18 protein-coding genes are annotated in these 18,942 nt (G+C 66.1%); 15 read left to right on the top strand and 3 right to left on the bottom strand.

The window, feature by feature from the left end:
- The first annotated feature begins 41 nt into the window (after positions 1-41).
- The 7 genes from LB541_RS02635 to LB541_RS02605 all read left to right on the top strand — a co-directional run bounded on the left by LB541_RS02635 (position 42) and on the right by LB541_RS02605 (position 6,357).
- Positions 42-974 carry a carbohydrate ABC transporter permease gene (locus LB541_RS02635; RefSeq protein WP_140514575.1) on the top strand — a complete coding sequence of 311 codons (933 nt, stop codon included), beginning with the start codon at positions 42-44 and terminating at the stop codon, positions 972-974.
- The gene (locus tag LB541_RS02630; RefSeq protein WP_140520924.1) at positions 971-1,828 is read left to right on the top strand and encodes a carbohydrate ABC transporter permease; all 858 of its coding nucleotides are present in this window, start codon (positions 971-973) and stop codon (positions 1,826-1,828) included. Before LB541_RS02635 ends, LB541_RS02630 begins: the two co-directional genes overlap by 4 nt.
- Positions 1,825-2,562, top strand: coding sequence for a PIG-L deacetylase family protein (locus tag LB541_RS02625; protein WP_140629063.1), 738 nt, complete (start codon positions 1,825-1,827; stop codon positions 2,560-2,562). The genes LB541_RS02630 and LB541_RS02625 overlap by 4 nt, the downstream gene beginning before the upstream one ends.
- Entirely contained in the window at positions 2,559-3,434 is an 876-nt protein-coding gene (locus LB541_RS02620) for an ROK family protein (RefSeq protein WP_140520923.1), read from the top strand. The genes LB541_RS02625 and LB541_RS02620 overlap by 4 nt, the downstream gene beginning before the upstream one ends.
- On the top strand, positions 3,431-4,201 hold the full coding sequence (locus tag LB541_RS02615; protein ID WP_224617762.1) for a GntR family transcriptional regulator: 771 nt from the start codon (positions 3,431-3,433) through the stop codon (positions 4,199-4,201). Before LB541_RS02620 ends, LB541_RS02615 begins: the two co-directional genes overlap by 4 nt.
- Before the next feature lie 39 nt (positions 4,202-4,240).
- Entirely contained in the window at positions 4,241-5,032 is a 792-nt protein-coding gene (locus LB541_RS02610; RefSeq protein WP_140514582.1) for a sugar isomerase domain-containing protein, read from the top strand.
- A gap of 290 nt (positions 5,033-5,322) precedes the next feature.
- Complete coding sequence (locus LB541_RS02605) at positions 5,323-6,357, top strand: LacI family DNA-binding transcriptional regulator (RefSeq protein ID WP_140497700.1); 1,035 nt, start codon at positions 5,323-5,325, stop codon at positions 6,355-6,357.
- On the opposite strand, the gene LB541_RS02600 is transcribed toward LB541_RS02605, so the two are convergent.
- Together LB541_RS02600 and LB541_RS02595 are read right to left on the bottom strand one after the other, a co-directional pair.
- Positions 6,345-7,310, bottom strand: coding sequence for an alpha/beta hydrolase (locus LB541_RS02600; protein ID WP_411969763.1), 966 nt, complete (start codon positions 7,308-7,310; stop codon positions 6,345-6,347). The two genes, LB541_RS02605 and LB541_RS02600, sit on opposite strands and share 13 nt — an antisense overlap.
- An 8-nt stretch (positions 7,311-7,318) precedes the next feature.
- Positions 7,319-8,467, bottom strand: a complete 1,149-nt coding sequence (locus LB541_RS02595) for a Gfo/Idh/MocA family protein (protein WP_140514586.1) — start codon at positions 8,465-8,467, stop codon at positions 7,319-7,321.
- A gap of 178 nt (positions 8,468-8,645) precedes the next feature.
- Between LB541_RS02595 and LB541_RS02590 the strand changes: the two genes are divergently transcribed.
- From LB541_RS02590 to LB541_RS02565, 6 genes are read left to right on the top strand one after another with little or no spacing between them, the layout of a single operon-like run.
- Positions 8,646-9,467, top strand: a complete 822-nt coding sequence (locus LB541_RS02590) for a sugar phosphate isomerase/epimerase family protein (protein ID WP_140520919.1) — start codon at positions 8,646-8,648, stop codon at positions 9,465-9,467.
- A gap of 4 nt (positions 9,468-9,471) precedes the next feature.
- Positions 9,472-10,548 carry a Gfo/Idh/MocA family protein gene (locus LB541_RS02585; RefSeq protein WP_224617760.1) on the top strand — a complete coding sequence of 359 codons (1,077 nt, stop codon included), beginning with the start codon at positions 9,472-9,474 and terminating at the stop codon, positions 10,546-10,548.
- A complete protein-coding gene (locus LB541_RS02580; protein WP_140520917.1) occupies positions 10,548-11,369 on the top strand; it encodes a sugar phosphate isomerase/epimerase family protein in 822 nt (273 codons plus the stop codon). Before LB541_RS02585 ends, LB541_RS02580 begins: the two co-directional genes overlap by 1 nt.
- Positions 11,366-12,199, top strand: a complete 834-nt coding sequence (locus LB541_RS02575; protein WP_140520916.1) for an alpha/beta fold hydrolase — start codon at positions 11,366-11,368, stop codon at positions 12,197-12,199. The genes LB541_RS02580 and LB541_RS02575 overlap by 4 nt, the downstream gene beginning before the upstream one ends.
- Positions 12,196-12,918 carry a ribulose-phosphate 3-epimerase gene (locus tag LB541_RS02570; RefSeq protein WP_140520915.1) on the top strand — a complete coding sequence of 241 codons (723 nt, stop codon included), beginning with the start codon at positions 12,196-12,198 and terminating at the stop codon, positions 12,916-12,918. Before LB541_RS02575 ends, LB541_RS02570 begins: the two co-directional genes overlap by 4 nt.
- Complete coding sequence (locus LB541_RS02565; RefSeq protein WP_140520914.1) at positions 12,915-13,925, top strand: ROK family protein; 1,011 nt, start codon at positions 12,915-12,917, stop codon at positions 13,923-13,925. Before LB541_RS02570 ends, LB541_RS02565 begins: the two co-directional genes overlap by 4 nt.
- A 120-nt stretch (positions 13,926-14,045) precedes the next feature.
- Here LB541_RS02565 and LB541_RS02560 read toward each other — a convergent pair whose 3' ends face one another.
- Positions 14,046-15,374 (bottom strand): dicarboxylate/amino acid:cation symporter, encoded by a 1,329-nt coding sequence (locus LB541_RS02560; protein WP_140497716.1) that lies wholly within the window; start codon positions 15,372-15,374, stop codon positions 14,046-14,048.
- Between the two features lie 323 nt (positions 15,375-15,697).
- On the opposite strand from LB541_RS02560, the gene LB541_RS02555 reads away from it, so the two are divergent.
- Together LB541_RS02555 and LB541_RS02550 are read left to right on the top strand one after the other, a co-directional pair.
- Positions 15,698-17,503, top strand: coding sequence for a sensor histidine kinase (locus tag LB541_RS02555; protein ID WP_140672700.1), 1,806 nt, complete (start codon positions 15,698-15,700; stop codon positions 17,501-17,503).
- The gene (locus LB541_RS02550) at positions 17,500-18,891 is read left to right on the top strand and encodes a sigma-54-dependent transcriptional regulator (RefSeq protein ID WP_140672699.1); all 1,392 of its coding nucleotides are present in this window, start codon (positions 17,500-17,502) and stop codon (positions 18,889-18,891) included. Before LB541_RS02555 ends, LB541_RS02550 begins: the two co-directional genes overlap by 4 nt.
- Positions 18,892-18,942: the final 51 nt, after the last annotated feature.

Below are 18,942 nucleotides of genomic sequence, written 5' to 3'. Positions count from 1 at the left end.
GGGGCCGCAATGCGGCCGGCCTCCCACCGGGCAAGCCACGCATGATCGATCGTCGCCGCAAAAGCAGCCTGAAGCGAACGCAGCAGCGCATGGCCGTGCTTTTCATCCTGCCGGCGCTGGCCGTCTACGCCCTGTTCGTCCTCTATCCCCTGGCGATGTCGCTGTGGGGCAGCTTCTTCATCTGGAAGGGGCTGCGCATCACCGAGTTCGCCGGCCTGTCGAATTTTTCGCGCCTGTTCGTCTTCCCCAGTAGTGCCAGGCTCTACGGCGCCCTCTGGCACAACACCGCCTGGTTCTTCGGCATCATGGTCTTCCAGAACGGCATCGGGCTGCTGTTTGCCTGGCTGCTGTTCCTGCGCGACAGGGGTGCTGCCTTCTTCCAGTCGGTTTTTTTCTTCCCCGCGGTGCTGAGCCCGGTCATCGTCGGTGCGCTGTGGCGCCTGCTGTTGGCGCCGGGCGGCGTGGTCGAATGGGCGCTGAACGGGCTTGGCCTGCATCAGGGCAGCCTGACCGTGCTTGGCAACAGCCACACCGCGCTGGCCATGCTGGTCGCCGTCGACGCCTGGAACTGGATGGGCCTGCCGGTGCTGATCTACACGGCGGGCCTGCGGCAGATTTCGGGCCAGATCTTCGAGGCGGCGAAACTCGACGGCGCCGGCAATGCGCGCATGCTGTTCTCCGTCGCGCTGCCCTTGCTGATGCCGGCGCTGGGCACGCTGACGACTTTGTCCTTCATCAACACCTTCAACCAGTTCGACATCGTCTATGTGATGCAAGGCGTGCAGGGCAATCCGAGCTATTCGACCGACACGCTGGTGACCTATTTCTACAGGCTGGCCTTCGGCGCGGAGGGCGCCGTCGGCATCACCGACATCGGCCTAGCGCTGGCGTTGGGCACCATGCTGTTCCTCATCCTCAGCGTCGGCACGCTGTTGATGCTGCGTTTCTTCGACCGCCGCACGGTGCAGCTATGAGCGCGCTGACCATGGCAGGCAATCCCGTGATCTCGCGCCGGCTTTCGCGGCTGCCCGGCTGGACGGTGCTTGCCCTGTGGACGGCGGCCGTGCTGCTGCCGCTCTACATCCTCGTCGTCTCCTGCTTCAAGTCGACGGCCGAAATCTACGACAACCGGCTCGGCCTGCCGGCAAGCTGGGCCTTCGACAATTTCGTCAACGCCTGGACGCGCGCCGACCTCGGCCACAATTTCATCAACAGCCTGATCGTCACCGCCGGCGCGGTCATCCTCACCATCGTCGTCTCGGCCATGGCCGCCTATCCGCTCAGCCGCTATCGGCTGGGCTGGAACGCCATCATGCTCGGCCTGTTCCTGTCCGGCATCATGCTGCCGATAAGGCTCGCCTCGGTCGAGCTGTTCACGCTGATGCGCAATCTCGGCCTGCTGGATTCCCTGACCGGACTGATCCTCGTCTATTCGGCGATCCGCATTCCCTTCGCCGTCTTCATCTTCGCCAATTTCATGCGCGTCCTGCCCTCCGAACTCGACGAGGCGGCACGCATGGACGGCGCCGGCGAGGTCCGCATCCTGTTCCAGATCATCCTGCCGATGGTGAAGCCGGCGGTGTCGATCGTCGCCATCTTCACGGCGATCGCCGTGTGGAACGACTTCTTCTTCCCGCTGATCTTCATCTTCGACGACCGCTACAAGACCGTGCCGCTGGCCATCAGCGTCTTCGTCGGCCAGTACCGCACCGATTGGGGCCTGGTGTTCGCCTCGCTGGCAATCTCCATGGCGCCGATCCTGATCATGTATTGTCTGCTCGCCCGCCAGATTCGCGAGGGCGTCGGCGCCGGGGGAGGCATGAAATGATCGAGGACAGGATTTATGCCGCCAAATCCATCCTGGTCGTCGGCGCGCATGCCTTCGATGCCGAGGTGATCGCCGGACCGCTGGCGGCGGCCGCCGTACTGAGGGGCACCACGGTGACGTTCCTGCACCTGAGCATGGGCGAGCAGGGCCATCCGTGCCTGATCCCCGAGCATTATTGCGCGCAGAAGGAAGACGAAGCGGGCAGGGCGGCCGCGCGCCTCGGCGTCGCCATGCGCAATCTTGGCCTGCATGATGCGTTCCTGCCTTCCGATGACGAGACGGCGCTGAAACTGTGCGATGTCATTCGCGAGCTGAAGCCGGAAGTGGTCATAACCCATTGGCACGGCAGCTGGCACAAGGACCATCGCGCCGCAGCCAAGCTGACGCAGACCGGCATCTTCTTCGCCGCCTTGCCGACCGTTGCGCGCGACCATGCCGCCTTTACGCCGGGCTTGCTGCTGTTCGGCGAGAACTGGGAGGACGATGACGGTTTCCGCCCCGAGCATTTGGTCGACGTCAGCGACGGCTTCGAGGCGTGGAGCGAGGCGGTGAATGAATACGAGTTGGCGCGGGGCCTGAGCAGCTTCCCCTATGTCGATTACTACAGCGCGCTCTACCGTCTGCGCGGCTGCCTGCGCGGCACGCGCCATGCGCAGGCCTTCGCGGCGGCCTCGCATTCCTGGAACGCCGGCAGCGGTCTGTTCGCGCCGCCGGCTGCCGGAGGGCGTCGATGACGCGGGTTCTGGCCATCGATCTCGGCGGCACCAATCTGCGCGCTGCCGTCCAGTCCGGCAATGTCAGCGCGCTGGAGAGGCCGAGCCGCGAACCGGCGCCGGCAAGCCTTGATGCCTTCGTCGCCCGTATCACGGCGCTTTGCGCCGAGGCTGGCGCGGTCAAGGCGTTGGGCCTGGCGGTGCCAGGTCTCGTCGAGGGGTCGGTCTGCCGCTGGATCCCGAATCTCCCTTGGCTCGACGGTGTCGACATCGCGGCGCTGTTCCCGCGGTTGCGCGTCGCCGTTGGCAATGACGCGCAGATCGCCCTGCTGGCGGAAGCCGTTGAAGGCAGCGCGAAGGGCATGTCGGATGCGATCCTGCTGGCAATCGGCACGGGCATAGGCTCGGCGGTGCTCGCCAACCACCGCATCGTCGCCGGCACGCATGGCGGCGCCTGCTCGTTCGGCTGGGCCTGCGCCGACATCAAGGACCATGGCGAGGAGCGCAGCGGCTGGCTGGAGCGCGTTGCATCGGGCCGTGCGCTTGACGCGCTTGCCGGTCAGGTCGGCCTTGCCAGCGGCCGCCAGCTGATCGCGGCTGCCCAGGCGGGCGAACTCGCGGCACAGACCTTGCTCGAGCTGCCGGCGCGCCGGCTGGGCACCGCGCTTGCCGGCGCCGTCGCGCTGCTCGACCCCCAGGTGATCCTGGTTTCCGGCGGCCTTGCCGATGCGCTTGACGTCATCGGACCGCCGCTGCTTGCCGCGCTGCGGCGCCAACTGCCGCCGCATCTGCGCGGCATTTCTCTCAAGGCTGGCGCGTTCGGCCCTGGCGCAGGCCTGGTCGGTGCGGCAGTGGCCGGGCAGGCCGGAAGCGGGTGGAGACAGATCCGATGAGTGAAGCCAGTTTTCAGCAGCCGGATCGCAGAAGGCCCGAGCCGCTCTGGTATCAGGTCGAGGAGGCCATCCGCGCCATCGTCAAGAGCGGCGAATGGGCGACGGGCGACCAGATCCCGGCCGAAGACCGGCTGGGCGCGCTGTTCGGGGTCAGCCGCATCACGCTGCGCCACGCTTTGCGCAATCTGGAGGAAAGCGGATTGCTGCGCCGCGAACACGGACGCGGCACCTTCGTGCGCTCCACCACGCTCGTCGCCGGCACCCGCGAACTGACGAGCTTCACTCAGGAGATGGGCAATATCGGCGTCGTTGCCGGCTCGCGCCTGCTCGATTGCAGCCTCACCACCGCCAATGCGGCAGCGGCCGGCGCGCTGGAGATTGAGGAGGGTGACCCGGTGGTGCGCATCCGGCGGCTGCGGCTCGGCAACAACGAACCGATCGGCATCCAGACGGCGCAGCTCTCAGCCGCACGTGTGCCGGGCTTCCTCGACGCCGGCCTGCTGCAGGGATCGCTGTACGAAGCGCTGGAGCGCCACTACGGCATCGTGCCGGTGGCGGCGCGCGAGAATTATCGCGTCGGCGCGGTTGGCGCGGCGGATGCCGAGCTGCTCGATCTGCCGATCGGCAGTCCGGCTTTCGTGGTCGAGCGTATCGCCACCGACGAGCTCGGTCCGTTCGAGTTCACCGTCTCCATCATGCGTGGCGACCGCTACGAGATACGCTCGACGCTGCGCGCCGGGCGCGTCCCGTCAAATCCGCGAAGCTGATCCATCATCACCCAAGCAGACACTAACAGGAGTACCCACGTGTCCGACCTCTACATTCACCGTCTCGCCGCCCTCATCGACCAGGCAGCGAAAACCAATGAAGCGGCCTTTGCCCAGGCAGCCAGCCGCTTTGCCGACTCGCTTGAAGGCGGCGGTCTGATCCATCTCTACGGTTCAGGCCATTCGGTGCTGCCGGTGCAGGAAGTGTTTCCGCGTTACGGCAGCTATGTCGGTTTCAACCCGCTGACGGACCCGCGCGTGATGTGGCACAATGTGCTCGGCGCCGGCGGCGTGCGTGAGCTGCTGTGGCTGGAGCGCACCGAGAAATACGCCGAAAAATTCCTGGATCATCAGCCGCTCAACAAGGGTGACTCCATCATCATCTTCGGCCACAGCGGCCGCAACTCTTCCGGCATCGATACGGCGCTCTATGCCAGGAAGCGCGGCATCTTCGTCGTTGCGGTCACCAGCAAGAACAATCTCGACAAGCCCGCGACGCACTCCTCCGGCAAGCGACTGGCCGACGCGGCCGATCTCGTCATCGACACCTGCTCGCCGATCGAGGATGCGATCGTGCCGGTCGAGGGCTGGAGCCGTCCGGTCTCCGGCTCTTCGACGGTGCTCGCCATGATCCTGGCGCATGAGCTGGTCGCGCGTACCGCCGAGCAGCTCGCCAAGCGCGGCATCGAACTGCCGGTCTTCGCCTCGCCGACGATCGCGGGCGTGACCCTGCACGACACCGATGTCATCTACGGCGTCTACCGCGAACGCATGCTGGAAGCACAGAAAAAGCACCTGCCGGCCTTCCAGGCGACGATGCGGGGCGAATGATGTTCGGGGCGGGAGGCGTCGCGGACGCCGCCCGCCCATGGATGCGCCCAATGCGAACTTATCATTGTCGATGCAAGACCCGGGCCTATCCCCTTGGCTTCCTTCCGAAGCTCCAGTGTTGCTTTGAAAGCGTAAATAAATAATTTGACGCGCGTAATGACTCTGCGATCTATTGGGAACCGTTAAAACTTGACTGGACAAGTTCGGTCGAGCATTGCTGCTTCCAGGCAACGGCCGCGTGACTGGTGTCGGCCGGGGCGGCGGGCGAGGGCAAGGGACCCTGAATATCGATGGCGGAAAAGACGCACCGCACGATGGATGACTTCGCCCGGGCGTGCGGCGTGTCACGGCCGACCCTGTCGAAATATTTCGATGATCCGACGAGCGTCAAGCCGGCGACGCGCGCCCGCATCGAGGCCGCGCTTCGCTCCTCGGATTATCAGCCGAACCTCTTCGCCCGCAATCTCAACCGCAAGCGCACCCGCAATGTCGGCATCGTCGTGCCGGCGATTACCGATCCGTTCTATGCCGAGATGGTCAGCCGCATTGAACTGCGCTGCCGCGACGAGGGTTTTTGGCCGATCGTCATCTCCTCGCACGGTTCGCCCAGGCTTGAGTCGGAATCGGTCAAGACGCTCACCTCGCTCAAGGTGGCCGGCGCCATCGTGGCCCCGCTGGGATCGGTCTCCGAGCCGGGCGTCTTCGAACGGATGGGCAAAGACATCCCGATCGTCTATTTCGACACCTATATCGAGGGTGACACGCCCTTCGTCGGCAACGACAACCACCAGAGCACGTCGATCATGGTCGATTATCTCTGCCGGTCCGGCGAGCCGCCGGTGTATGTCGACATCCCGCACGTCAACCACAATTCGGGCGAGCGACTGCAAAGCTATATCGAGACGATGCGGGCCGCCGGCCTTGAGCCTGTCGTCATCAACGCGGCGCGCGACTACACCTGGGACTTCGAGCGGATCGGCCATGAATGGATGGAAAGGACGCTCGACAAGGGAGGCCTGCCTGGTCGCACCATCCTGTGCGCCAATGACCGGCTCGCCTTCGGCATCATGTCGGCCGCTTTCACGCGCGGGCTGAAGATCGGCCGCAAGCCCGATTGCGACTTCCGTGTCGCCGCCCATGACGACCACCCGTTGAGCCGCTACACCTGTCCGCCGCTCACCACCATGGCGCAGGACTTCGCCGCAATGGCCGGCCGCAGCGTCGAGATCTTGCTGGCCTTGCTCGACGAGGCCCGCCCGCCCGCGCATGACCTCGTGCGAAACGTCAAGCTCGGCGCGACCCTGGTGATGCGTCAGTCGGCCTGAGCGCGCGTCTGCAATTGGAGCCAGGCCGCGGCCTCGCTCATCGCTTGCCGCGCGGCGAGAATGTAGCGGCCCATCGAGACGAAGCCGTGGATCTGGCCCGGCCAGTGCCGCAGGACCAGCGGCACCCCTTCAGCAAGCAGGCGTTCGCCATAGGCGGTCCCTTCGTCGGCCAGGATATCGTGACCGGCGGTCACGACAAACGCCGGCGCCGCGCCTGCAAGGCTCGGTGCCAGCAGCGGCGAAACGCGCCAGTCCTTGATGTCGTCCGGGGTGCGCACATAGTGGTCGCGGAACCAGGCCATGGTGGCGGCGGTCAGTCCAAAGCCGTTGCCGAAACGGCGGTAGCTGTCCGCCGTCTGGCGGGCATCGGTGTTGGGATAGATCAGGATCTGGGCGGCAAGCGGCGGTGCTTGCCCATCGCGGGCGAGCAGTGCCAGCACGGCGGCAAGGTTTCCGCCGGCACTGTCGCCGGCAACGGCGATACGGGCAGGATCGATGCCGAGATCCCCGGCGTCTTGCGCGATGAAGCGGAGCGCTGCCGCGCAGTCTTCGAGCCCGGCGGGGAATTTGTGCTCTGGTGCCAGTCGATAATCGGGGCAGACGACGAGGGCATTGGCCAGATTGGCCAGCCAGCGGCAGATCTCGTCATGCGAATCGAGATTGCCGATGACCCAGCCGCCGCCATGCAGATAGAGCACGGCGCGCGCGCCGGTTCGCGGTGCGCCGATGCCGCGATGGATGCGGATCGGAACCGGGCCGTTCGGTCCGTCGATCTGCCGCTGCGACGTCGCCGCGACCGGCTCATGTTCGCCCTGCTGCGCCGGGAACGAAGCGTTGTAGGCGGCCCGCGCCGCCGCCACGCTGCCGTTCTCGAACGGCGCACCGCCGGCCGCGCGGCCGATTTCCAGGGCACGCAGAGCATCAGGATCGAGCGTCATCGCAATCTCCGTCATGATTGCATCTAGGCGAGCAGGTCGCGCGCCTCGTCCTCCGAGAGTAGGGCCGGCTGGACGACATCGCCAGCAATGGCGACCGGGTTTTTCGTTTCGCCGGAGTGCAGGATCGCCTCCATGATCTCCAGCACATGCAGCGCCAGAGTGCCGGACGCGCGGGGCGTGGCACCTGTCGCGAGCGAACGCACGAGGTCGGCGACGCCGAGCATGCGATAGTTGGCGCGGTCGGGCGCGGCATAGGGCCAGTTGCGGGCGCCGTAGAGTTCGCCCTCGCTGGGGAAATCCTTCCACTCGGCGCCGCGCTCGGACAAGGACACGGTGCCGCCGAACGTGTCGGGGTCGGGCAGGCGCAGCGAGCCCTCCGTGCCGTGCAGTTCGATCGGATGGTTGGAGTGCTTGAAGACGTCCCATGAGGCGCCGAAGGTGACTGTCGCGCCTGACCGGAATTCGAGCAGCGACAGCACGTTGGTCGGCGTGCCGACCTTGAAGGTCGTGTTCTTGAACGGTCCCTCGGCTGATATCAGCCGCTCCTGCTGGCCCCGCGTCGCCATTGCCATGACGCGTTGGACGGGACCGAGCAAATTGACCAGCATGGTCAGATAGTAGGGGCCCATGTCGAACACCGGGCCGCCGCCCGGCTGGTAGTAGAATTGTGGGTTGGGGTGCCAGTGCTCCATGCCGCGGCCCATCATGAAGGCTGTGCCGGTCACGGCGCGGCCGATGGCGCCTTCATCCATCAGGCGGCGCGCCCGCCGCCCGGCGGCGCCGAGGAAAGTATCGGGGGCCGAGCCGAGCAGCAGCCCTCGCTTGGCCGCCTCCGACACCAGGCGGCGCCCGTCGCTGGCCGAGGTCGCCAGCGGCTTTTCGGTGAACACATGCTTGCCCGCCGAAAGCGCCGAAAGCGAAACGTCGAAATGCGCAGCCGGGATGGTCAGGTTGAGGACGAGATCGATCTCGGGATCGGCCAGCATGGCGTCGACGCCGAGCGCGCGGATGCCATATTCCTTCGCCCGCAGCGCCGCCATGTCGGCCGAGATGTCTGCGCAGGCGCGCAGCTCGATGCTGCCGAAGAGGGCGGCATTGCGCAGGTAGGTCATCGAGATGTTGCCGCATCCGACGACGCCGATCCCAAGCTTCGTCTTCGATCGTCCGTGCATTTTCTGTGTCATTCCTCCGATGCGGCCACGCTCTGCCGGATCCATTGCGCCGGCAACGGATCACTCCCCGCAAGCCGATATACAACATTTTGAATATTGACGCGCGTAAAATTTTTATAGACCATGCGAAACCCAGGGGCGCCAAGGAAACCCAGGGCGGCGTCAAGGAATGAACAACATGACGAAGACGAAGCTCAAGGTCGGCTGCCAGACCTTCACCTGGGAAATGCTCGGCAAGGCCTGGACCGGCGGCCCCGACGATCTCCTGAAGGCGATCGCCGATGGCGGCTATGCCGGCATCGAGATCACCGACACCATGATCGGCCGCTATGCAGGCAAGCCGACGGAGTTCGCCGCGGCGCTTGGAGCATCCGGCCTGACGCTGGTCTCCTTCGCCTTCGGTTCGAAAAGCGGCTTCACGCTGAAGGACGAGATCGGCGCCGATCTCGAAACCGCGAGGCGCTGGATCGATTTCGCTGCCGCGTTCCCAGGTGCGCTTGTCTCGATGGGCTCGGCGACCGTCGTCTCCAACGGCTCGCGCGACGACAAATTCGCTATCGCCGCGGAGGTCTACAACAGGGCCGGCGAGCTCGGGCGCAAGGCCGGCGTCCAGGTCGCAGTGCATCCGAGTTCGCACCACAACACGCTGCTGTTCGACCGCGCCGACTACGACGCGATCTTTGCCTTGCTCGAACCCGACCTGGTCGGCTGGGTGCCCGATACCGGCCACATATTGCGCGGCCACAAGGACATGGCCGATACGCTTACCACCTACCGCGACCGCATCCGCTACATCCATCTGAAGGACGTCGACGCCAAGGGTGATTGGGCGATGCTGGGTAAAGGCGTCTGCGACACGCCTGAAGTGATCGAGATCGTCGGTGCTGCGCCGCGCTTCAACGGCTGGCTGGTGCTGGAAGAAGAATCCGACACGGCCGCGGCCGATCCTGCCGGCGCGGTCAAGACCAACCGCCAGACGATGCGCGGCTACGGGGCCTGAGACGATGATCGGGAAACAGGACAGGCGCCTCAGGGTCGGCGTGCTCGGCTGCGGCCCCATCGCGCAGTTCGCGCATCTGGAATCTTGTGCAAAGGCCGTCAATGCCGACCTCTACGCCATTTGCGACGCCGCGCCCGACCTGCTCGCCCGCATGGGCGCCACCTACGAGCCGCGGAAGATGTATGCCGACTATGACGAGTTGCTCGCCGATCCGGAGCTGGAAGCGGTCATCGTCGCCACCTCGGACGCCTATCACGTGCCGATGTCGATCAAGGCACTCGACGCCGGCAAGCATGTGCTGTGCGAAAAGCCGATCGGAACTTCGGTCGAGGAAGGCGAGGCGCTGGCGGCGGCGGTGAAACGCTCCGGCAGGATCCTGCAGGTCGGCCACATGAAACGCTTCGATCCGGCGCTGGAGGCGGCGCGCGACTTCGTCCGCGACGAAATGGGCGAGGTGCTGGCGCTGAAGGCCTGGTATTGCGATTCCACCCACCGCTACACCAATACGGATGCGGTGCAGCCGCTGCCTGTCACCAGCAAGCTGGCGAAGAAACCGTCCGGCAATCCGAAGGCGGATCTCCGGCAGTATTTCATGCTGGCGCACGGCTCGCATCTGGTCGATACGGCCCGCTTCCTCTGCGGCGAGATCACGGCCGTACGCGCCCGTCTCAACGAACGCTTCGGCGCCTATTGCTGGTTCGTCGAGACCGAGTTCGCCAGCGGCGCGCTCGGCCATCTCGATCTCACCGTCGCCGTACGCATGGACTGGCACGAGGGCTTCCAGCTCTATGGCGAGAACGGCTCCGTCATCGCCAAGACGTTCAATCCCTGGTACTTCCGCGCCAGCGAGGTCGATATCTTCCATGAGAAGGACGCGACCTCGCGAAAACCGCTCGGCGCCGACGGCCATTTCTTCCGCCGCCAGCTGGAAGGTCTCGCCGACACGGTGCTGAACGGCGCGCCGATGCGCGGTGCCAATGTCGAGGACGGCATTGCCTCGATCCGCGCCATGGTCGCCATTGCCCGCTCCGTCGAGACCGGCGAGCGGATCGAGCTCGCTTCGGTCTCGGGTGCGGTCTGATGCGTCTCGGCATCTTCGCCAAGACCTTTGCGGGCACCGAGCCGGCTGTTGTGCTGGAAGCAGTGCGGCAGGCGGGCTATGAGACGACGCAATTCAATCTCGCTTGCGCCGGCCTGCCGTCGATGCCCGATGCGGTGCCTGACGCAGCCATTCCGGCCATTCGCGCCGCCGCCCGATCAACAGGCGTATCGCTCGCCGCCCTGTCAGGCACCTACAACATGGCGCATCCAGACAAGGCGGTGCGCGACGATGGTCTTTGCCGCCTTGTCGTCGTCATCGATACAGCCGCCGCCCTCGACATTCCGCTGGTCACGCTCTGCACCGGCTCGCGCAATGCAGCCGACCAATGGGCCTATCATCCCGACAACGCCACACCGGCCGCCTGGTCCGACATGGCCACTGAGATGGAAAAGGCGCTGGCGCTGGCCGAAGGGGCAGGCGTCGATCTCGGCATCGAGCCCGAACAGGCCAACATCGTCACCTCGGCGAAGGATGCCACCCGCTTGATCGCCGACATGGGCTCGAAGCATCTGAAGGTCGTGCTCGATCCGGCGAACCTGTTCGAGCATGCGACGCCGGGCGAGGCGCGCGCCATCGTCGCGGCGGCGATCGACGAGGCCGCTGCCCATATAGCCATGGCGCATGCCAAGGACAGGCATGGCGACGGCCGCTTCGCCACAACAGGGGAGGGCATTGTCGATTTTCCGGATTTCGTCGCGCGGCTGAACGCTGTGAAATTCGATGGCCCGCTTGTCACGCACGGATTGTCGGCCGACGAAGCTCCCGCCGTCGCCGCGTTTCTGCGCGGGCTGCTCCGATGAGCGTCGCACCGACAATGATGCTTCGCGACGATGCTGCGCTTCGTATCTTCGACACGGAGCAAGGTAGGCTTTCCGTCGTCTTCCAGCACGGTCTCGGCGGTGACGCCGCCCAGGTGGCGCAGAATTTTCCCGACGGCCCGTCGCGACGCCGGCTCACCGTCGAATGCCGGGCCCAAGGCGGCTCCGGTGCCGGCCACAAGCGCCCCCTTTCGATCGCCATGTTCGCCGACGACGTGCTGGCCGCCGCCGATGCGGCCGGCATCGAACGCTTCGTCGCCGGCGGCATCTCGATGGGTGCGGCGATCGCGCTGCGCCTGGCCGTCCGGCATCCCGAGCGCGTCACCGGCCTGGTGCTGGTCCGTCCGGCCTGGGCCTTCGACGCTGCACCTGAAAACATGCGTCCCTATGCGGAAGTGGCCGAGCTCATCCGAAACCGCCCGCCGAACGAGGCGCGCGCCATCTTTGCCGCTTCGGCCACGGCGGCCCGGTTCCGCGCCGAGGCACCCGACAATCTAGCGTCCTTGCTCGGTTTCTTCGAACGCGACAATGCAGCGGACTTCGCCGAAATGATGCGGGCAATCGCCGGCGATGGGCCCGGCGTTTCGCGGGCCGCAGCCTCTGCGCTCTCAATCCCCACACTCGTCGTCGGAAGCGGCGTCGATCTCGTCCATCCCTTGGCGATTGCGCGCGAACTGGCGAAGACAATCCTCAACGCGATCTTCACCGAGGTGACACCAAAGGCCACCGACAAGGATCGCCACTTCGCCGAAATCCGTGCCGCGATCGGCGGCTTTCTCGATAAAAATTTCAACAACCAGGACCAGTCATGATCTCGAAACTCCTTTCAGGCCCGGCCGCCATCGCCGCATTGCCGCGCGATCGTCTGATCGCCGAATTCTCGCTGTGGTCGGCCGATCTCGCCAATTTCGAGAGCGACCTCAGGCGCATCGAACCCTATGTCGATCTTCACCACATCGATGTCGCTGACGGCCACTTCGCGCCGTCCTTCCTGTTCTTTCCCGATCTGGTCGCTCGCATCGCCAAGCTGACGGCCAAGCCCATCCATGTCCATCTGATGGTCGACGGGACAATCGTCGGGGAACAGACGCGCCAATTCATCGAGGCCGGCGCCGACATGATCAGCGTCCATGCCGAGAATGGCGAAGCAGGATTGCGCGCTGTGCGGCTGGCGCGCGAACTTGGCGCCGAAGCCGGCGTCGTGCTGCGGCTGGAAACGCCGGTCGAAGCGGTGAGGCCCTTCGTGTCCGAAGTCGCGTTCGTCACGCTTCTGGGAACCGCGATCGGCGTCAAGGGGCAAGGCCTTTCGGAGAAAGCCTGCGACAGGTTGGTTGAGGCCCGCGCCATCCTGCGCAAGACCGGACGCGAGGCGGACGTGGTTCTTGCCGCCGACGGCGGCATCCGCCATGAGACCGTGCCGCTGCTGCGTGCCGCGGGTGCCGAGACCGTGGTTCTTGGTTCGCTCGCCTTCGGTGACAAGGATCTGGCCGGCCGCATTGGCTGGCTGCACGGGCTGAAAGTCGCGGCATGAGCAACGAGGCCGCTCTCGCGATCGATCTGGGCGGCACCGAGCTTCGTGCCGCCCTGGTCGACCGTGATGGCAAGATACTGGCGTTCGCGGCGGTGCCGACGCAGGCGCAGGCCGGTCCCGAAGTGGTGATCGGCCAGATCGAGGCTCTCGCCGCGACCATCCATGCCGAGGCGCCGGCGCTCGCCATCCTCGGTGTCGGCGTCGGCGCGCCGGGACCGCTCGATCCGCTGGCCGGCATCGCGGTCGGGCCGCCGACGCTTGCCGGCTGGCTGGACGTGCCGCTGGCCGACATCCTCGAGCGGCGGCTCGGCCTGCCGGTGCGGCTGGAGAACGACGCCAATGCGGCAGCGCTCGGCGAGTGGCGCTTCGGCGCCGGCCACGGCGCCCGTTCGCTCGTCTTCGTCACCGTCTCGACCGGCATCGGCGGCGGCGTCGTCGTCGACGGGCGCATCCTGCATGGCCGCCGGGGTCTTGCCGCCGAGATCGGCCACATGACCATAACCAACGAAGGCGAGCGCTGCATATGCGGCGTCGTCGGCTGTTTCGAGGCCATCGCCTCGGGCACCGCGCTCGGCCGCCGCGCCAATGCCGCGACGTCGGCCTTCGACGGCTCGACGCTGCGCCGCCTCTCGGCTAATGCCGAGGTGACGGGCCGCCATGTCGTCGATGCAGCGCGGCTGCAGGACGATCTCGCCCTGGCCCTGCTCGAGGAGGAAGCGCGCTGGCTCGGCGTCGGCTTCACCAACCTCCTGCATCTCTATTCGCCCGACGTGCTGGTCGTCGGCGGCGGCATCGCCAATGGCCTCGATCTGATGGCTCCGGCAATAGAGGCGACAATCCGCCAGCGCGCCATGCGCGCCTATCGCGACGTGCCGGTGGTTCAGGCCCAGCTCGGCCGCCACGCCGGGCTGATCGGCGCGGCAAGCCTTGTCCTGTTCGCCGATGGCACGGCCCGCCTGCCTGTCGACGGGCCGAGCAGATATCCCGGACACGAGGACGGACACTGATGGTCGAGGTCAAGCTGCGCGGCGTGCGCAAGTCCTGCCGCCTCACGCGGTGAACATACGAAAAATGGCCGGAGGCAGCGATGCCTCCGGCCGTTTGCTATCGCTGTGCGGCCGTTGTGATTACTCGGCTGGAACGATGTCCGCCGGCAGGCTGTCGTCGGCCGTTCCCGCCAGCGCCCTGGCCAGTTTGGCCTCGTCGAGTTCGCCTTCCCAGCGCGCCACCACCAGCGTCGCCACCGCATTGCCGACGAAGTTGGTCAGCGCCCGGCATTCCGACATGAAGCGATCGACGCCGAGGATAAGCGCCATGCCGGCGACAGGCACGGCCGGCACCACCGAAAGCGTGGCGGCAAGGGTGATGAAGCCGGCGCCGGTGATGCCGGCCGCCCCCTTGGAGGAAAGCATCGCCACCAGGAGCAGCAGGATCTGGTCGCCGAAGGAGAGGTGGATGTTCGTCGCCTGCGCGATGAACAGCGCGGCCAGCGTCATGTAGATGTTGGTGCCGTCGAGGTTGAAGGAATAGCCGGTCGGGATGACCAGCCCGACCACCGAGCGCTTCGCGCCGGCCTTCTCCATTTTCTCCATCAGCGAGGGCAGTGCCGCTTCCGAAGACGAGGTGCCCAGCACCAGAAGCAGCTCCTCCTTGATGTAGCGGATCAGCGACAGGATGGAGAAGCCGTTGTAGCGGCAGACGGCGCCCAGCACGATGAACACGAACAGAAAAGCGGTCATGTAGAAGGTGCCGACCAGCATGGCGAGGTTGATGACCGAGCCGATGCCGTATTTGCCGATGGTGAAGGCCATGGCACCGAAGGCGCCGATCGGGGCTGCCTTCATCAGCACGCTGACCAGCTTGAACATCGGCGCCATCAGCGCCTGCAGGAAATTGAGCACCGGCGCGCCCTTGTCGCCGACCAGGGCCAGCGCGATGCCGAACAGCACCGAAAAGAACAGCACCTGCAATATGTCGCCGTCGGCGAAGGCGCCGACGATGGTCGTCGGGATGATGTTCATCAGGAAGCCGGTGACCGACTGGTCGTGCGCCTTGGCGGCGTAGCTGTTGACGGTCGCGGCGTCGAGCGTCGCCGGGTCGATGTTGAAGCCGGCCCCGGGCTGCACGACATTGGCCACGATCAGGCCGATGATGAGCGCCAGTGTCGAGAAGGTGAGGAAGTAGAGCATCGCCTTGCCGGCGACGCGGCCTACCTTCTGCAGGTCGCTCATGCCGGCGATGCCGGTGGCGACCGTCAGGAAGATAACCGGGGCGATGATCATCTTGACCAGCTTGATGAAGGCGTCGCCAAGCGGCTTCATGCTCTCGCCGAGCGACGGATAGAAATGGCCGAGCAGGATACCGACGGTGATCGCCACCAGCACCTGCACGTAGAGTTGGGCGTAAAGCGGCTTGCGCTGCGCGGCGGGCGCGCGTGATTGGTCTGCCATGTGCATCTGCTATCTCCCTGGCCGGAGGGAACGGCACGCGCCGCCCCGCAAGACTTCTCCCATCGCGGCGCTCCGGTCGCTCGCCGCTGTCGAGAGTTTTGCAAGCGCCGTGCCAGATCGAGAAAAGGCCGGAACCCTGGATTTCCGGCGGTTTTGTCCCCGTTTCAATGGAGGCCTGTGCGGATTTCCGCACTCACCCTTGTTTGCCTGGGCGGAGTTTCGCATTACAGTGGCTGCTGAACAGCGAACGGTGGAGAGGGCAGACGCCGCAGGCAGACACCGATAGCGCATCCCCGGAGTTCGCCGGCCGCGACCTGCTGCGCGAAGCGATGGCCAGGCTGCGTGACGGCCGCTGGCTCATTCTCCTGATCGGCCTGGCAATGCTGGCGGGGGCGGTCGCGATTGCCGGGCGCCTTGCCGCCAACCAGGCTGCCGGCGATCTGCGCGACGGAGCACTGGCAGCCTTGCCGCTGGCGGCGGGCACCTTGACCGGCGAAATCGAAAAGCAGCGTCTCGTTCCCTTGGTGCTGGCACGCGACGATGCCGTGCGCGACGCGTTGCGCCGGGCCGGCAAAACGCAAGAGACGGCGCTCGACGACAAGCTCCGGGCCATTGCCGCCGATGCCTCGGCATCCGCCATCTATGTCATCGACACGGCAGGCATCGCGATATCGGCCAGCAACGCCGGCGAGCCGGGCAGCTTCGTCGGCATCGACTACAATTTCCGCCACTATTTCACCGACGCCATGACCAAGGGCGCCGCCAGCCAGTATGGCCTCGGCACGATCAGCGGCAGGCCGGGACTTTATCTCGCCAGCCGCGTCGATGACGGCAAGACGCCGCTCGGCGTTGCCGTACTGAAGGTCGAACTCGACGGCGTCGAAGCCAATTGGCGCTCCAGCGGCTTTGTCGTCTTCGTCACGGACGAGCGCGGTGTCGTGCTGGCGACCAGCCGGCCCGAGTGGCGGTTCCACGCGCTTGCGCCGCTCTCGGCCGCGGATGCCGCGACAGCTCACGCGCAGCTTCAACTTGCCGAAACCGGCTTCGAACCGCTGCCGATACGACGCGGTGCCGGTGACGGCCTGGCGACAATCGACAATGCCGGAAAATCGCGCCAGTTCGTCGAAGTGGCGCAGGACCTGCCCGGCGCCGTTCCCGGTTGGCGTCTGTGGCTGCTCACGCCTGCCGATGCCGCTTTGACGTCGGCCGCCAACACGGCACGCCTGACCACGCTGCTGGCGCTGCTGTTCACGGGTTTACTTGCCTACGTGCTTCTCAGGCGCCGCCGTGCGCGCCGCGTGAGGCAGGAAGCGCTGGCGCGCATGAATGCTGAACTGGAGAGCAGGGTAAGCACGCGAACGGCGGAACTGACCCGCTCCAACACGGCCCTTGCCGGCGAGATCGCCGAGCGCGAAAACGCCGAGGCCAAGGTCCGCCGACTGCGCGACGACCTCGCCCAGGCCAACCGGCTTTCCATCCTCGGCCAGATCGCCGCCGGCGTCGCGCATGAGATCAACCAGCCGGTGGCGGCGATACGCACCTACGCCGAGAATGCCGGCCGCTTCCTGCATGGCGACAAAGTCGAATCCGTCTCGGGCAACCTGACATCGATCGTGTCGATGACCGAGCGCATCGGCGCCATCACCAGCACGCTGCGCAGTTTCGCGCGGCGGCCAGGCGTCGCCGCCTCGCCGCTGCCGGTGCGCGAAGCGATCGACGGCGCGCTGTCGCTCCTGTCCGGCCGCATCCGCGATTCCGGCGTGACCGTCGTCAAGCCGCGCGGCACCGCCTCGCCGGCGGTCATGGCCAGCCGCATCCGGCTGGAGCAGATCCTGGTCAATCTCTTGCAGAATGCGCTGGATGCCCTGAAGGACCGGCCCGATCCGCGCATCGAGATCGAGCTTGCCGAGCGCGACGACAGGGTGCTGGTTTCGGTGCGCGACAATGGACCTGGCCTCGGGCCGGAAGCGGCCGGCAATTTGTTCATGCCGTTCCAGACCACCAAGGAAAAGGGGCTTGGCCTCGGTCTGGTGATCTCGCAGGAGATCGCCCAGGAACTGGGCGGCACGCTGCGCCTCGATCCGGGCAGCACGAAAGGCGCATCCTTCACCATAGAGCTGAGGCGAATTGAATGACTGAGGGATCAGGGCTGGTCGCGCTCGTCGAAGACGACGCGGATCTGCTTCACGCCACCACGCAAATGCTCGAGCTTGCCGGCTTCAGCGTGATCGCGTTCAAGGCCGCGGAGGCAGCGCTTGCCGCCGTCGACCGGGATTTCCAGGGCGTGGTTGTCAGCGATATCCGCATGCCCGGCATGAACGGCTTGCAGCTGTTCGATCGCATCAGGGCGATCGACATCGACATACCGGTGATCCTGGTCACCGGGCATGGCGATATCGATCTCGCGGTGGCGGCGCTCAAGGACGGCGTCTACGATTTCATCCCGAAACCCTATGCGGGCGAGCGCCTTGTCGAGGCACTGAAGCGGGCAAGCGAAAAGCGGCGGCTGGTGATGGAGAACCGGCGGCTGCACGAGGCCGCCGCACAGGCCGCCGACGGCCTGCCGCTGATCGGCGAGGCGCCCGCCATCCGCCGCCTGCGCGAGACCTTGCGTCAGATCGCCGACATGGATGTCGACGTGCTGGTGGAAGGCGAGACCGGCACCGGCAAGGAGGTGGTGGCGGATCTCCTGCACCGATGGGGCCGGCGCCGCGCAAAGCCTTTCGTGGCGCTGAATTGCGGCGCTCTGCCGGAGACCGTCATCGAGAGCGAACTGTTCGGCCACGAGCCGGGCGCGTTCACCGGGGCGCAGCGGCGGCGGATCGGTCGCATCGAGCATTCGAGCGGCGGCACGCTGTTCCTCGACGAAATCGAATCCATGCCGCCGCCGCTACAGGTCAAGCTGCTGCGGGTGCTGGAAACGCGCAGCCTCACCCCGCTCGGCTCCAACGAAACGCGCCGCCTCGATCTGCGGGTCGTCGCGGCAACGAAGGTCGATCTAGGCCGGCCGGACCAGCGCGGCGATTTCCGCGAGGATCTCTATTTCCGCCTCAACGTCGTGACGCTACGCATCCCGCCGCTGCGCGAGCGGCGCGGCGACATCCCGATGCTGTTCGGGCATTTCCTGGGCAAGGCCTCGCAGCGTTTCGGCCGCCCGGTCGCGGCGGTGAATGCCGCGGTGAGCGACCATCTCCAGTCGCATGACTGGCCGGGCAATGTGCGCGAGCTCGCGCATTTTGCCGACCGCGTCGCGCTCGGCCTCGGGCCCGACGAGGAGGCCAGGGCAACGTCCGCGCGCTTGCCGGAGCCTTCGGCGGCGCTGCCCGAACGGGTCGGCTGCTACGAGGCGCAACTCATCCGGGAAGCCTTGCGCGATCATGCCGGCGACGTGCGCGGGGCCATCGACGCACTCGGCGTGCCGCGGAAGACCTTCTACGACAAGCTCAAGCGCTACGGCATTTCCGCCTCCGAATTCCGCAATGGTGGCGACCCGGACCGGCACGCTGTTCGGGGACGGACATAGGCGTTGCGCAGGCGCTCCGGCCTTCGTAACTCTGTTCGTCTCCCGTTGCGC

Origin of the sequence: Mesorhizobium sp. BR1-1-15 (assembly GCF_020165475.1) — a bacterium.
Taxonomy (GTDB): Bacteria; Pseudomonadota; Alphaproteobacteria; order Rhizobiales; family Rhizobiaceae; genus Mesorhizobium.
The sequence above is the reverse complement of the archived record's forward strand: the minus strand, read 5'-3'. Positions and strand labels throughout refer to the sequence as shown.

Excerpts from the sequence above, each read along its gene's own strand:
- LB541_RS02595 (WP_140514586.1), bottom strand. The coding sequence starts at position 8,467 with ATGCACGGACGATCGAAGACGAAGCTTGGGATCGGCGTCGTCGGATGC.
- LB541_RS02620 (WP_140520923.1), top strand. The coding sequence starts at position 2,559 with ATGACGCGGGTTCTGGCCATCGATCTCGGCGGCACCAATCTGCGCGCT.
- LB541_RS02550 (WP_140672699.1), top strand. The coding sequence starts at position 17,500 with ATGACTGAGGGATCAGGGCTGGTCGCGCTCGTCGAAGACGACGCGGAT.
- LB541_RS02625 (WP_140629063.1), top strand. The coding sequence starts at position 1,825 with ATGATCGAGGACAGGATTTATGCCGCCAAATCCATCCTGGTCGTCGGC.
- LB541_RS02605 (WP_140497700.1), top strand. The coding sequence starts at position 5,323 with ATGGCGGAAAAGACGCACCGCACGATGGATGACTTCGCCCGGGCGTGC.
- LB541_RS02560 (WP_140497716.1), bottom strand. The coding sequence starts at position 15,374 with ATGCACATGGCAGACCAATCACGCGCGCCCGCCGCGCAGCGCAAGCCG.
- LB541_RS02630 (WP_140520924.1), top strand. The coding sequence starts at position 971 with ATGAGCGCGCTGACCATGGCAGGCAATCCCGTGATCTCGCGCCGGCTT.
- LB541_RS02570 (WP_140520915.1), top strand. The coding sequence starts at position 12,196 with ATGATCTCGAAACTCCTTTCAGGCCCGGCCGCCATCGCCGCATTGCCG.
- LB541_RS02555 (WP_140672700.1), top strand. The coding sequence starts at position 15,698 with ATGGCCAGGCTGCGTGACGGCCGCTGGCTCATTCTCCTGATCGGCCTG.
- LB541_RS02585 (WP_224617760.1), top strand. The coding sequence starts at position 9,472 with ATGATCGGGAAACAGGACAGGCGCCTCAGGGTCGGCGTGCTCGGCTGC.
- LB541_RS02590 (WP_140520919.1), top strand. The coding sequence starts at position 8,646 with ATGACGAAGACGAAGCTCAAGGTCGGCTGCCAGACCTTCACCTGGGAA.
- LB541_RS02575 (WP_140520916.1), top strand. The coding sequence starts at position 11,366 with ATGAGCGTCGCACCGACAATGATGCTTCGCGACGATGCTGCGCTTCGT.
- LB541_RS02635 (WP_140514575.1), top strand. The coding sequence starts at position 42 with ATGATCGATCGTCGCCGCAAAAGCAGCCTGAAGCGAACGCAGCAGCGC.
- LB541_RS02580 (WP_140520917.1), top strand. The coding sequence starts at position 10,548 with ATGCGTCTCGGCATCTTCGCCAAGACCTTTGCGGGCACCGAGCCGGCT.
- LB541_RS02615 (WP_224617762.1), top strand. The coding sequence starts at position 3,431 with ATGAGTGAAGCCAGTTTTCAGCAGCCGGATCGCAGAAGGCCCGAGCCG.
- LB541_RS02565 (WP_140520914.1), top strand. The coding sequence starts at position 12,915 with ATGAGCAACGAGGCCGCTCTCGCGATCGATCTGGGCGGCACCGAGCTT.
- LB541_RS02600 (WP_411969763.1), bottom strand. The coding sequence starts at position 7,310 with ATGACGGAGATTGCGATGACGCTCGATCCTGATGCTCTGCGTGCCCTG.